The 12362-nt window shown below is 69.7% G+C and carries 8 protein-coding genes, 1 tRNA gene and 1 pseudogene; 5 read left to right on the top strand and 5 right to left on the bottom strand.

The features are described from left to right. The first annotated feature begins 13 nt into the window (after positions 1 to 13). Entirely contained in the window at positions 14 to 2854 is a 2841-nt protein-coding gene (locus ERL55_RS02585) for a hybrid sensor histidine kinase/response regulator (protein ID WP_241685815.1), read from the top strand. Positions 2855 to 2860: 6 nt separating this feature from the next. Here ERL55_RS02585 and bfr read toward each other — a convergent pair whose 3' ends face one another. The 3 genes and pseudogenes from bfr to ERL55_RS02570 all read right to left on the bottom strand — a co-directional run. Beyond that, positions 2861 to 3331: a bacterioferritin gene (bfr, locus tag ERL55_RS02580; RefSeq protein ID WP_100324339.1), complete on the bottom strand. Its 471-nt coding sequence runs from the start codon at positions 3329 to 3331 to the stop codon at positions 2861 to 2863. Positions 3332 to 3469: 138 nt separating this feature from the next. Continuing rightward, positions 3470 to 3682 carry a (2Fe-2S)-binding protein gene (locus tag ERL55_RS02575; RefSeq protein WP_129137172.1) on the bottom strand — a complete coding sequence of 71 codons (213 nt, stop codon included), beginning with the start codon at positions 3680 to 3682 and terminating at the stop codon, positions 3470 to 3472. Between the two features lie 217 nt (positions 3683 to 3899). Then, a pseudogene (locus ERL55_RS02570) lies at positions 3900 to 4391 on the bottom strand (RNA pyrophosphohydrolase); the annotation flags it as partial. 138 nt (positions 4392 to 4529) lie between these two features. Here ERL55_RS02570 and ERL55_RS02565 point away from each other — a divergent pair. Both ERL55_RS02565 and ERL55_RS02560 read left to right on the top strand, forming a co-directional pair. Continuing rightward, a tRNA-Met gene (locus tag ERL55_RS02565) sits at positions 4530 to 4606 on the top strand. A gap of 112 nt (positions 4607 to 4718) precedes the next feature. Further along, positions 4719 to 4925 (top strand): hypothetical protein, encoded by a 207-nt coding sequence (locus ERL55_RS02560; RefSeq protein ID WP_129135034.1) that lies wholly within the window; start codon positions 4719 to 4721, stop codon positions 4923 to 4925. Positions 4926 to 4931: 6 nt separating this feature from the next. Here ERL55_RS02560 and ERL55_RS02555 read toward each other — a convergent pair whose 3' ends face one another. After that, on the bottom strand, positions 4932 to 9101 hold the full coding sequence (locus ERL55_RS02555) for a CheR family methyltransferase (RefSeq protein ID WP_206733349.1): 4170 nt from the start codon (positions 9099 to 9101) through the stop codon (positions 4932 to 4934). Positions 9102 to 9370: 269 nt separating this feature from the next. Here ERL55_RS02555 and ERL55_RS02550 point away from each other — a divergent pair, with 269 nt between their 5' ends. Next, positions 9371 to 9619, top strand: a complete 249-nt coding sequence (locus ERL55_RS02550; RefSeq protein WP_129135033.1) for a hypothetical protein — start codon at positions 9371 to 9373, stop codon at positions 9617 to 9619. A 55-nt stretch (positions 9620 to 9674) separates the two neighbouring features. Beyond that, positions 9675 to 9962: a DUF6522 family protein gene (locus tag ERL55_RS02545; RefSeq protein ID WP_129135032.1), complete on the top strand. Its 288-nt coding sequence runs from the start codon at positions 9675 to 9677 to the stop codon at positions 9960 to 9962. 220 nt (positions 9963 to 10182) lie between these two features. Here ERL55_RS02545 and ERL55_RS02540 read toward each other — a convergent pair whose 3' ends face one another. Beyond that, complete coding sequence (locus ERL55_RS02540; RefSeq protein WP_129135031.1) at positions 10183 to 12360, bottom strand: family 1 glycosylhydrolase; 2178 nt, start codon at positions 12358 to 12360, stop codon at positions 10183 to 10185. Between the last annotated feature and the right edge of the window lie 2 nt (positions 12361 to 12362).

Below are 12362 nucleotides of genomic sequence, written 5' to 3'. Positions count from 1 at the left end.
ACCCAGGATGGTCATGCGCCCACGCCCCTCCCTCCTGACGATGCGGTGGTTGGCGCTGGGCGCCGTGCTCGGCACCGCCGCCGCGCTGCTGTTGGCGATCACCGGAATTCCGGGCCCGTGGCAGGGCCTGGCCCTCGTGTTTGCGCTGCTTGCGGCGAGCGCTACCGCGGCCGTGGTCCACGGCGTGCAGCAGTGCCGGCAGGCGCTCGACGAGGCCGATGCGCTGGCACGCCAGCATGAAGGCGAGCGCGAGGAACTGCAGTCGCAGCTGGAGCTGCATACGCAGCTCGAGGGCCAGTTGCGCCAGGCCAAGCAGGCGGCGGAGTCCGCGGTACTGGCCAAGGGCGAATTCCTCGCGACGATGAGCCACGAGATCCGCACGCCGCTCAACGGCATCGTGCCGATGCTCGACCTGCTGATCCACGCACCGCTGGCGGCGGAACACGCCGACCTGGTGCGCACCGCCTACACCTCGTCGCAGCAGATGCTGCGCATCGTCGACGACATCCTCGACTACTCCAAGCTCGAGGCGGCGAAGCTCGAACTCGAGATCACCAGCTTCAACCTGCGCGAACTGCTGGAAGGCGTGATCCAGATGATGGAGCGCCCGGCGCAGAGCAAGGGACTGCGCATCCACCTGCAGATCGAGGCCGGCGTGCGCCTGCCGGTGCGCGGCGACCCGGTGCGCCTGCGCCAGGTGCTGGGCAACCTGCTGAGCAACGCGGTGAAGTTCACCGAGCGCGGCTCGGTGTCGGTGACGGTGCGCCGCCTCGGCGAAAGCAGCGCGCAGCACCAGCTGCGTTTCGAGGTCCGCGATACCGGCATCGGCATCGCGCCGGTCGCGCAGTCACGGCTGTTCCAGGCCTTCAGCCAGGCCGACGCCTCGACCACGCGCCTGTACGGCGGCACCGGCCTCGGGCTTGCAATCTCCAAGCGCATCGTCGAGCTGATGGACGGCCATATCGGCGTCGACAGCGTGCCGGCGCAGGGCACCACGTTCTGGTTCGAACTGCCGCTGCTGAAGGTGCATGGCGACCTGCCCTCGCAGGAGCGCATGGCCGACGGCAAGCGCCTGCTGCTGCTGAGCGCGGACCCGCGCCTGCGGTTGCGGCTGTCGATGCTGCTGCCCAACTGGGGCCTGCGCGTGACCTCGGTGGAGACCACCCAGGAAGCGCTCAACCGCCTGCGCACCGCCGCCTCGCAAGGCGCGCCGTGGGCGTACTCGCTGGTGCTGGCCGACCTCGCCGGGATGCGCAATACCGCGCTCGCGCTGTATCGCAACCTCAACCGACAGGCGGTCTACGGCGAACTGGAACTGATCGCGCTGTACGGCGACGACCCGGTGCCCGACGAGATGCAGGCCGGCGTGACCCTGCTCAGCCGCCAGGCCCCCGACGCCGACCTGCGCGCCGCCCTGCTCGGCCCCGGCGATCCCTCGCTGCGCGAACGCATGGACATGGAGATTGACCTGTCCGCTACCCGGGAACCGACGATGTCCGCACCCGCCTCGCCCGCGCCAGCTGTGCCGACCGTCGCGGCGGCGGCCGACACGCCGTTGCGCACGCCGCGCGTGCTGCTGGTCGAGGACAACCCGGTGAACCTGATGGTGGGCCAGCGGCTGCTGTCGATGCTCGGGATCACCTGCGACACCGCCGGCAATGGCGAGGCCGCGCTGATGCGCATGGGCACCTCGCGCTACGACGTGGTGCTGATGGACTGCCAGATGCCGGTGATGGATGGCTACGAGGCCACCCGCCGCTGGCGCGGGATGGAGGCCGCCGAAGGCGTCAACCGCCACCTGCCGATCATCGCGATGACCGCCAACGCGATGGCCGGCGACCGCCAGCGCTGCCTCGACGCGGGCATGGACGACTACCTGCCCAAGCCCGTCACCCGCAGCGAACTCGAACGCTGCCTCTACCACTGGTGGAACCCCAACCAGCCGGAACCGGCAATGGACCCGGGCGCCGGTCTCGGCGAGTTCGTCGCGTCGGGCGATCTGGTCGGTGACGACGCAGCCGGGGATCCCGGAAGTCAGGCGGCAGCGAGTGCGCCGCCGGTGCCTGCGACGCATCCGGCCGGGGATCTGCCGTCGCCGGAGGAGGCTCCATTGGCCGCCGCGATCGCGCAGGCGACCGCTGAAACACCGGCTCCATTGTCGCCAGCAGACCTGGAAGAAGCCGCGCCATCCGACACCGTCGCCGCGCAGCCGACGACGATGCCCGTCGCGATGCAGGACGCGCCGGCGGGGGTGTCGTATCCGCTGGCTCCGGCCGCGTCCCTGCCGTCAGGAAGTGCCGCGCCGGCCGCCGCGGCACCTGCCGACCCGGCACCGGTGCCGGCATCGGCGTTGGCTGCGGACCGCACCCTTGCATCGACCGGAACGCCGGTCTCCACGCCGACATCCACGCCCACCGCAGCTACGGCGGGCCCTGCACCGCCGGCCATCGCCGCAGCCGCGCCAGCGCGCGACCCGGCACCAGCACCCGCGGCGACACCGCCCGAGCTGCCGCCGGTCATCGACGAGGACGTGCTCGAGGAACTGCGCACCATGCTCGGCGACGAGGTCGATCACCTGATCGACGTGTTCCTGGAGGACACGCCGCGGCTGATCGCGCGGCTGGAGGCGGCGGTCGACGGACCCGACTACGACGCCCTGCGCGATACCGCGCACTCGCTCAAGTCATCGAGCGCCAACCTCGGCGCGATGCTGCTGTCGGCCAGCGCCCGGCGGATCGAGGCCGGCGCCCGCGCCGGTACGCTCGAGCGCCCGGCGGTTGCGGTGGCGATGGTCGCCAACGAATTCGCGCGCGCGCGTGCGCGCCTGCGTGCGGGGCGCGCCACCACCGCCTGAGGCGGCTCAGTCGTCCATCTGTTCCTGCAGGTAGTTCTGGATGCCCACCCGGCCGATGAGGTCGAGCTGGGTCTCGAGCCAGTCGACGTGCTCTTCCTCGTTCTCGAGGATCTCGACCAGCAGCTCGCGGCTCACATAGTCCTGCACCTGCTCGCAATGCTCGATCGCCTCGCGCAGCAGCGGGATGCCATCCAGCTCCAGCGCCAGGTCGCACTCGAGCATTTCCTGCACGTTCTCGCCGACCCGCAGCTTGCCCAGGTGCTGGAAGTTCGGCAGGCCCTCGAGGAACAGGATGCGCTCCGACAGCCTGTCGGCGTGCTTCATCTCCTCGATCGACTCGTCGTACTCGTGCTTGGCCAGGCGCGGAAAGCCCCAGTGGCGCGCCATCTTGGCGTGCAGGAAGTACTGGTTGATCGCGGTCAGCTCGTTGTAGAGCGCCTTGTTGAGGTACTGGATGACCTTGGGGTCGCCTTTCATGGCGGGCTCCGGACGCGGGGACGGCGCCTACTCTAGCCGCGCGCTCCGGCCGGCGACGGAACGCGAATCACATGCATCCGCCATAACGCGGACACCCCGTCGGGGACGGGGTGCCGGTTGCTCGCTGCGGGTGGAACCTCAGGCCGCGCGGGCGATGCCGGGCAGCGGAAGCACTTCGGTTTCGTGTCGCCGATGCGCCTGGGCGAGGAGTTCGCCGGCCATCTCCACGCAGCTGCCGCAGGTGGCGCCACAGCCGGTGCGCATGGTCAGTTCATGGACGCCGGTGCACCCGGCAGAAGCGGCGGCCGCGATGTCGCGGTCGGTAACCCCGTTGCAGATGCACACGTACACGGTCGGCGGCACTCGATCGATGGACTGGGCGTATTCCACGCCAAACGAGAATGATTGTCAATCGATCATTGAGAACATGACGCATTCAGCGAAGGCCGTCGCCCCCACGCTGCCCCTGGTTCTGCCCCCCGCCGCTGCCGGTGCCCGGCCGGGTCCGCGGACGCTGCTTGTTGCGACGTGGCACATGCCGCGGCGCCGGCGCCAGGCCGACGTGTGGCACCGCCTGTGGCCCCGCGACCTGGCGCGCGAACGGCGCGAGGTGGCGCAGCGCGCTGACGTAGACGCCGCGCTTGAAGGTCACGACGTGGTCGAGCGGATACCAGAAATCCACCCAGCGCCAGTGGTCGAATTCGGGCTTGTCGCAGAGATCCAGGCGCAGGTCGCTCTCCTGCCCCGCGAACTGCAGCAGGAACCACACCTGCTTCTGGCCGATGCAGACCAGGCGGTCATTGCGGCGGATCGCCCGCGGCGGCAGCCGGTAACGCAGCCAGCCCGGCGTCGCGCCGAGCACCGCAACGTGTTCGGGCAGCAGGCCGGTTTCCTCGCGCAGCTCGCGATACATCGCCTCGAGCGGCGTCTCGTCGGAATTCATCCCGCCCTGCGGGAACTGCCAGCCGTCATGGCGCGTGCGCCGGGCCCAGAAGACCCGACCGTCGGGATGCATCAGCACGATGCCGACATTCGGTCGATAACCGTCCGGATCGATCACGATGCGGACTCCAGATTCACTGCGATCGACTCTGCCATGCCGGACATGAAGCGACAAGCACGACGGCCGGGGCGTTGACGCGAAGCCCTACGCAGTGGAGAATTCCGCGTTCGCCGGCCACCAGGCCGGGCATCCATTGGCTATGTAGCTCAGACGGTTAGAGCGCGAGACTCATAATCCCGAGGTCGGTGGTTCGATTCCACCCATAGCCACCAGATTCCAGAAGCACCGACCCCGCGTAAACCGCGGGGTTTTTTGTGGCCGCTACCACGGCGGGCTCACGGCCCCGGGCGTACGCTCGCGTTCCCTTACCGGGTGGGAGGCGGCATGGACAGGGCGCTCTGGCTGCATGCGCTGTGCAACGAGGTGAACACGGCCGGCATCGCGCTGTGTGTCGCCGAGCGTGCGCTGGCCGCCGATGACGCCGAAACCGCAGCGGAGTTCCTGCAGGAATGCCATGGCAGCGTGGCGCGCATGCGTGACCTGCTCAAGGAAGATGCCGGATCCGCAAAGGTCTACGACGCGACCCTCTGACATCCCTCATCCGGTCCCGGACTGCGTCTGCGGCGAAGATGCCCGCGACGCCCGCGCGCACAGCTTCTCCACCGTGCGGAACAGCTCGTCCATGGTGATGGGCTTGGTGATGTGGTCGTTGAAACCGACCTGTTGGGCGCGCTCGATATCCGTATGACGGTCGAAGCCGGTGAGCGCAACCACCGGCAGGTCCCTGAGCGTGTCGCTGCTGCGGATACGGGTGACGAGTTCGTAGCCATCCATTTCCGGCATGCCGATATCCGACAGCACCAGCTCGAAGGGCTGGCGCTCCAGCAGTTCCAGTGCGCGACGCCCATCGTGGGCGATCTCCACCTGCGCGCCTTCCAGTTCCAGCAGCGTGGCCAGCGAGTGCGCCGCATCCTTGCCGTCCTCCACCACCAGCAGGCGCAGGTCCTGGAACCGCCGGCCATCCGCCGGCTTTACAACGACATGTCCCGCGGGCTGCGCCAGGGCCAGCATAGGCAGCCAGACGGTGAAGGTCGTCCCCCGGCCCGGGCCATCGGACGCCACCGCGATCCGCCCGCCGTGGCGCGTCACCAGCTGCCGCACCAGCGCAAGCCCGATGCCGAGGCCGGAACGCCCGCGCAATGAGCGCCCGGGCGCCTGCCCGAACATGTCGAAGATGCCGGGCAGGAACGCCGGGTCGATGCCCTGGCCGGTGTCGCTGACGACGAGCCGCGCCTGGCCGTCGAGCACCGAGATCTCGACATGGATCCGACCGCCTTCCGACGTGAACTTGATCGCGTTGGTCAGCAGGTTCCAGACCACCTGTTCGAGGCGGGTGGCATCGCCCTCCACCACCGCGGGCTGCGGGTCGGCGTCGAGTTCGATCGAAAGCGATGACGCGGACACATCCGCCCGCGCCACCGCGACGATGTTCCCGACCAGCCCGGTGAGGTCGACCGGCGCGAGATTCAGCGTGAGCTTGCCGGTACGCAGGCGCGACATGTCGAGCAGGTCGTCGATGATCTTGGTCTGCCCGTGCACCGCGCGCCGGATCGCGGCCAGCGGTTGCTGGAAGGCCGCGGATTCGCGCACCTCGGGCATCCGCCCCATGATCTCCGCGCTCACGCTGATGAGGTTCAGCGGGTTCTTGAGCTCGTGCGACATCACCGCGATGAAGTCATCCTTCATCGAGTTCTCGGTCTCCACTTCCGTGCGGCGTGCGATCGCCGATTGCAGGCGTTCGCCGGTGCGTTCCTCGGCCGCATGCGCCACGGTGCGGTCCTGCACGATCTTGACGAACCCCCTGAGCCGTCGAATTCCAGCGCCGACAGTGCGCCGGTGCAGTAGATGCGCTGCCCGTCGCGGGTGAGATGCCAGCGGTCCTCGGCGCAGATGCCGGTGGCGCGGGCGACGCGGATCTCCTCGGCCAGCGTGCCGGCGGCGACGTCCTCGGGGGTGAACAGCAGGTCCAGTCGCTGCCCGACGGCCTGCGCCGTGCTGTGCCCGAAGATCTTCTCCGCACCGGCATTGAGCGCGGTGATCGTGCCGTGCTCGTCGGCGACGATGATGGCGTGGTCGAGTGCGGCGGCCGCCGCCTTCTGCAGCTGCAGTTCGCTGATGTTGACCTGCTCCTCGACGTTGCGCAGGTAGGTGATGTCCACGAAGGTGATCACCGCGCCGTCGATGCGGTTCTCCGCCGTGCGGTACGGCAGCGAGCGGACCATGTAGTAGCAGCCGTTGCTGCTGCGCACCTCGCGCTCGACCGGCTTGAGGTCGCGGAACGCGGCGGACGCATCGCCCTCGAGCTGCGGATAGTCGAGGTTGTGGGTGATGTCGAGCAGCCGGCGGCCGACGTCGCGCGGCATGATGTTGAAGATCGTCTCGGCCTGCGGGGTGTAGCGCTTGATGCGCAGCTCCGGGTCGACGAACACCGTGGCGATGCCGGTGGCCGAGATGAAGTTCTGCAGGTCGTCGTTGACCTTGCTGGTCTCGTCGACCTTGATCTTGAGCTCGTGATTGACGGTGGTGAGTTCCTCGTTGAGCGACTGCAGTTCCTCCTTGCTGGTCTCCAGCTCCTCGGTCGCCGAGCGCAGTTCCTCGTTGATCGCCTACAGCTCCTCGTTGGAGGCCTTGAGCTCCTCCGCCGCGATCTCCGACTGCTCCACCGTGGTCTGCAGCTGCGCGCGGTGGCGCTGCAGTTCGTCCTCCAGGTTTGCGGACCACCTCGTCGCGACCCGCGCCCTCGTCCTGGCTGCTGCTGTGGCCGAGGGTGTCGTCGACCTCGGCGAACAGCACCAGCACGAAGCCGGAGCCGCCGATGGGATCCTCGAACGGACGCGCGGTCAGGTTGACGTAGGTGCGCCGGCCCTCGGAATCCAGCACCACCCGCCGGGCATCGACGCTCTGCCCGGTGTGCAGCGCGCGGAACATCGCGGTGCGCAGTTCCGGGCGCAGTTCCGGCCTCACCAGCGCCATCAGGCGTCGCGAGGGCTCGCCCTCGGCATGCCACAGGAAGCGCCCGACGCCCTCGGACATGTGGACGATGTTGTATTCACGATCCACCACGACGCTGGCCGGGCCGTGCTGACTGAGTGCGCGCCGGTGGATCTCCGCCGACGTCGCCCGGCCCGGGCGCGCGGCGGACGCCTGCGCACCCGCCGCCTGGCGGGTGTCGGCGGGTGCACCCAGCGGCAGCGAGAAATGCTGGCGCTGCGCCTGCGACTGCGACAGGGCGCGCGCCCGGTAGATCCGGTGCTTCTTGTCGACCAGCTCGAACCTGGACTCGGCCACATCGGCGGATTCGGAGCTGCCCAGGAACAGGATCCCGCCGGGCCGTAGCGCGAAATACATCACTTCCAGCACGCGCGCCTGGATGCTGCGGTCGAGGTAGATGAGCAGGTTGCGGCACGACACCATGTCCAGGCGCGAGAACGGCGGGTCGCGCAGCAGGTTGTGCACCGCGAACAGCACCCGGTCGCGGATCGGCTTGCTGATGCGCACCCGGTCGTGGTCACGCACGAAGTAGCGCCGCATCAGGCTGGGCGGGACATCGGCGACGATGCTTTCCGGATAGCGGGCGGCGCGGGCGGTCGCGATCGCCGACTCGTCGATATCGCTGGCGAAGACCTGGAAGTTGCCACTGGCGCCGGTCTCGTCCGCGTGCTCGGCCAGCAGCATCGCCAGCGAGTAGGCCTCCTCGCCGGTGGCGCAACCCGCCGACCACACCCGCAGTGGCTCGTCGCCGCCGCGCGCCTCGAACAGCTGCGGGATCACCTCGCGCTCGAGCGCCTCGAAAGCGGCGCGGTCGCGGAAGAAGTTGGTCACGCTGATCAGCATGTCGTCGAGCAGCGCAGCGGTCTCCTTGGGGTTGTCGCGCAGGAAATCGCGGTAGGCGGGCAGGTCCTTCAGCACGTTGACCTGCAGGCGCCGCTCGATCCGCCGCAATACGGTGGCGCGCTTGTAATGGCGGAAGTCATGGCCGGAGCGCGAGGCCAGGAGCTTCAGGATCTCGTGCAGCGCCTGCTCGGCCTCCGCCGTGGTGTCGGGCTTTACCGGCAGCGAGTTGTCGGGCGGCAACGCGATCTGCCGCGCGTTGCTCCACAGCTCGACCAGCTTCTGCGGCATGTCACCGACCGGTAGCACGAAGTCCACCTTGCCGGTGGCGATGGCGTTGGCCGGCATCTCCGCGTATTCGCTGTCCTCGGGCAGCTGCGCGAAGGTCACCCCGCCCTGCTCCTTGATCCGTGCAAGCCCCAGGCTGCCGTCCGGGCCCGTGCCCGACAGCACGATGCCCACCGCGCGGTCGCGACGCGCATCGGCCAGGGTGCGGAAGAACAGGTCGATCGCCACGTGCGCGCCGCGGGGGCGTTTGGCGGGCTTTACCCGCAGGTAGCCGTCGACGATCTGCAGGTCGTGGCGCGGCGAGATCACATAGACGTGGTCGGGTTCGATCAACGTGGTCGACGAGACCTGGTGCACCGGCATGCGCGTGACCTGCTGCAGCACCGCGTCGGCGCTGCTCTCGTGCTTCGGCGACAGGTGCAGGGTGACCACGAACGCCATGCCACTGCGCGCCGGCATCTGCCCGAGGAAGTGGCGCACGGCGACGATCCCGCCGGCGGACGCGCCGATCCCGATCACCGGGAACGGGGCGGACGCGAGGGGGGATGCCTCGGTGGCGGGGGTCGGGTTGTCCTGCTCGCTCATCATCGAATGTCCATTGCGCCGGCTCCGCGGCGGCCGCGGCAACCATCCGCACAAGCGGATGCGATCAGTGAGCGCACAACGGGCGGACAGCCGGAACGCATGAAATCCGGCCGCGAAGTCCCGGCACGCCTGCAGCGTGCGCATTCATTTCTTCCGGATCCGGACGCATGCGTCTCTGCGGGTTTGCCGCGTCGTCCAACCCCTCGGACATCCCACGGCACGGCCTTCACCCGACCGCGGCCACGCTGGCCCGCCGCACGCGAGACACGCGCATGACCGAACACGAGCGCCGCACCGATCCGGAGTCACGCGACCTGTCGCCGATGCACACCGCCGCATTACGCGCGCGACTTGGTCCCGCCTCACTGAAGGCGCGGGTCAGTATCTCGACGCAGGGACTGCTTGCGGTGACCGGGCTGGTGGCCAGCACGCTGCTTTCGGCCGCCGCCATCGTCGCGGTGTCGACGCGCAAGCTGCCGCCGGGCACGATGCCGGCCGGCATGAAACGCAGCCGCTGGTGAGCTCCGGTTGACCACGGTCAAGGCCTGACGCCGCGGTGCCGCCGATCATCGCGGCATGGTCCCGATCCCGCTGCAGCTGACCGACCCCGGCGACGCGCCCGCCGCGGCCGTGGAAGTGGAAGTGGATGGTGTGCAGGTGGCTGCCGGCCTCGGCCTCGATGTCGACCTCTTCCGCCAGCTGATGGAGGACCGCAAGGTCGCCGTGCTGTGCGAACGCGGAATCGGCGAGGATGCAGGCCTGTTGCGCGCCACCTTCTATTTCGGCGGGCGCCGCTTCCGCGCGGTGATCGACGGGCACGGGCGGATCATCGAGGCACGCGGCTCCGACGGGTCTCCAGGCTGAAGCCGCGGCGTGCCCGTCGGGGGGCTCGCGCCACCGGTCAGTGCAATCGTGCGATCGCGGGTGACCGCCGTGGGTCGCAGGTAGTCACCGGTGTCGCGCACGTATCGGCAAGGGCGGCCAGCGCCAACGCCGCGGCAGCAGCGTGGCGGCGGCACAGGTCGGGCGGGGCTGTTGAACGCGGCGGGGCGTGCGCGCAAGGTGCGAGCGCCGGAGGGTCGGCTCAGTCCACCCGATCGCGCACGCAGCGTGCCAGCGCATCGTCGAGCGCCGGCATGACCAGTGCACGCCGGCTGCCCAGCGCGCTGTAGGCCGGCCGCGCCGCCAGCCAGCCGAACTCCGCCGCCATCCGCCCGCAGACGCCGCGCGGGTCGGTCGCGGCGGCCTGCGCTGCGCGGTGTGCGAGTTCGAGCCAGGTCACCGGCTCGCCATTGGTGAGATGCCAGATGCCGGCTTCGCCATCCACCAGCAGGTCGAGGCAGGCATGCACGAGGTCGGGCACGTAGGTCGGCGAGATGGTGACGTCGCTGGCGGCCTCGAATGGCAGGCCCGCGCGCAGCGCGCGCAGCAGCAGGCAGACGAAGTTGTACTGGTCCCATGGGCCGAAGAACGCGCTGGTGCGCACCACGAGCGCATCCGGATGATGGTCGAGCACCAGCCCCTCGCCGCGTGCCTTGCTGTGGCCGTAGACGTTGAGCGGCGCCACCGCGTCGTTCTCGACATAGGGGGCGTCCTGGCGGCCGTCGAAGACCAGGTCGCTGGAGAAGGTCACCAGCGCGACGCCATCGCGGGCGCAGGCGCGTGCAAGCGTCGCCGGCCCGTCCGCGTTCTCGCGGAAGCAGCGTTCGTGGTCGCGTTCGGCGTCATCGACGCGCACATAGCCCGCGGCATTGATGATCGCCCAGGGTTGGCAATCGTCGAGCGCGCGGCTTACCGAATCCGGATCGGCGATATCGAGTTCCGCGCGGGTCAGCACGCGGCAGGCCAGCCCGCGCTGCCGGCAGATCCGCGCGAACGCGCCGCCCAGCGTGCCGGTGGCGCCGGTGATCAGGATCGGCCGTGCCTGCACGGGGCTGGGCCCGTCTTCACCGCGCGACTCCGGGTGCAGCATCCGCGACGGCCGCTGCCACCAGCCCGGCGAGGCCAGCACCGGATGCGAGGGCGCTTCGCCATGGGCGAGCTGGGCGGCCATGCGCGCCAGCGCGGTGGGCCGCGGAGTGCCGCCGCGCACGTCGAACACCCCGCTTTCGTAATAGCCGCGGCACTCGGTCAGCAGGCAGTCCCAGTCGTGGCTGCCCAGCAGCGCCCACAGCGTGATCGCGCGCAGGTCGACGCCCGCCTCGCGCGCGCGGCAGGCGCCCTGCCAGATGCCGTCGAGCCAGCGGAGCTGTTCCTCGCGATGCCCGCCGAGGTGCACCTCGGTGATCGCGATCGGGATCCGGTAGCGATCCCACGCCTCCTGCAGCAACGCCTCGATACCGGGCGGCGGCGGGTCCAGCATGCGCACCGCTTCCACGTCGACGTAGCGATGCCGGCCATTGCCGCCATGCAGCGCGGAGGGATAGCGGTCGATATCGTCGTCGAGGAAACGTTCGCTGGTGACGTAATGGTTGGTCCCGAGGATGTCGGGCGGACACGGGTTGTCCGCGAACCAGGCGATGTCCTCCGCGCTGGCACGGCAGTCGTTGCGCAACCAGCCGTACACCGGGTGCGCGGAGTCGACACGGCCGCACAGCAGGTCCCACGCCAGCCAGCGCAGGTGGTTGTTGAACCCGGCCTGGTAGGCCAGCGCGGGCACCGCCCAGGTGCGGCCGAGGTCGTCGGTCTGCACCAGCCGCGCATCGGCGCGCACCGCACGGATCGCGCGCATCGCCAGCACCGTGCCGCGGCATTCGTTGCGCAGCACCTGCCAGAACACGGCAGGATCCCGGCCATGCGGCGCCCAGCAGCCGTACAGCCCGCTGAAGCGCGCGGTGGTCAACGGTTCGTTGACCGGGGTCCAGTCGCGTACCCAGGGATAACGCTGCGCAACGGCCGTGGCATACGCCGCGAACTTCGTTGCGAATTCCGGGTCGACCAGGCTGGTTTCCACCGGCCCGGCGCCGTGGTGCACCAGGCCGACGATCGGCGCCACCCCGAGCGCACGCAACCGCGCCAGGCAGGCGTCGGGCCAGGACCAGTCCGCGCCTGCGAGCCCGTCCGGCGCCACCTGTTCCCACAGCACCGGTTGGCGCAGCGCGCTCAGACCCAGCGCCGCGAACGCGTCGAGGTCGTCCGGTCGCAGCAGATGTCCATTGCGCTGCAGCTGGCTGAACCAGGCATCGCCCACGCGGTTGATGGTGCATTCCACGCCGCCCCACAGGGCGATGCCGCACGTCCCCGCGGCGGGGGGGCGCGGCATGG

It is taken from the genome of Luteimonas sp. YGD11-2, from assembly GCF_004118975.1.
Taxonomy (GTDB): domain Bacteria; phylum Pseudomonadota; class Gammaproteobacteria; order Xanthomonadales; family Xanthomonadaceae; genus Luteimonas; species Luteimonas muca.
The sequence above is the reverse complement of the archived record's forward strand: the minus strand, read 5'-3'. Positions and strand labels throughout refer to the sequence as shown.

What these genes read in the sequence shown, in the direction of transcription:
- ERL55_RS02550 (WP_129135033.1), top strand. Translation starts at nt 9,371, where the DNA reads ATGACCGAACACGAGCGCCGCACCGATCCGGAGTCACGCGACCTGTCG.
- ERL55_RS02555 (WP_206733349.1), bottom strand. Translation starts at nt 9,101, where the DNA reads ATGATGAGCGAGCAGGACAACCCGACCCCCGCCACCGAGGCATCCCCC.
- ERL55_RS02540 (WP_129135031.1), bottom strand. Translation starts at nt 12,360, where the DNA reads ATGCCGCGCCCCCCCGCCGCGGGGACGTGCGGCATCGCCCTGTGGGGC.
- ERL55_RS02560 (WP_129135034.1), top strand. Translation starts at nt 4,719, where the DNA reads ATGGACAGGGCGCTCTGGCTGCATGCGCTGTGCAACGAGGTGAACACG.
- ERL55_RS02585 (WP_241685815.1), top strand. Translation starts at nt 14, where the DNA reads ATGCGCCCACGCCCCTCCCTCCTGACGATGCGGTGGTTGGCGCTGGGC.
- ERL55_RS02545 (WP_129135032.1), top strand. Translation starts at nt 9,675, where the DNA reads ATGGTCCCGATCCCGCTGCAGCTGACCGACCCCGGCGACGCGCCCGCC.
- bfr (WP_100324339.1), bottom strand. Translation starts at nt 3,331, where the DNA reads ATGAAAGGCGACCCCAAGGTCATCCAGTACCTCAACAAGGCGCTCTAC.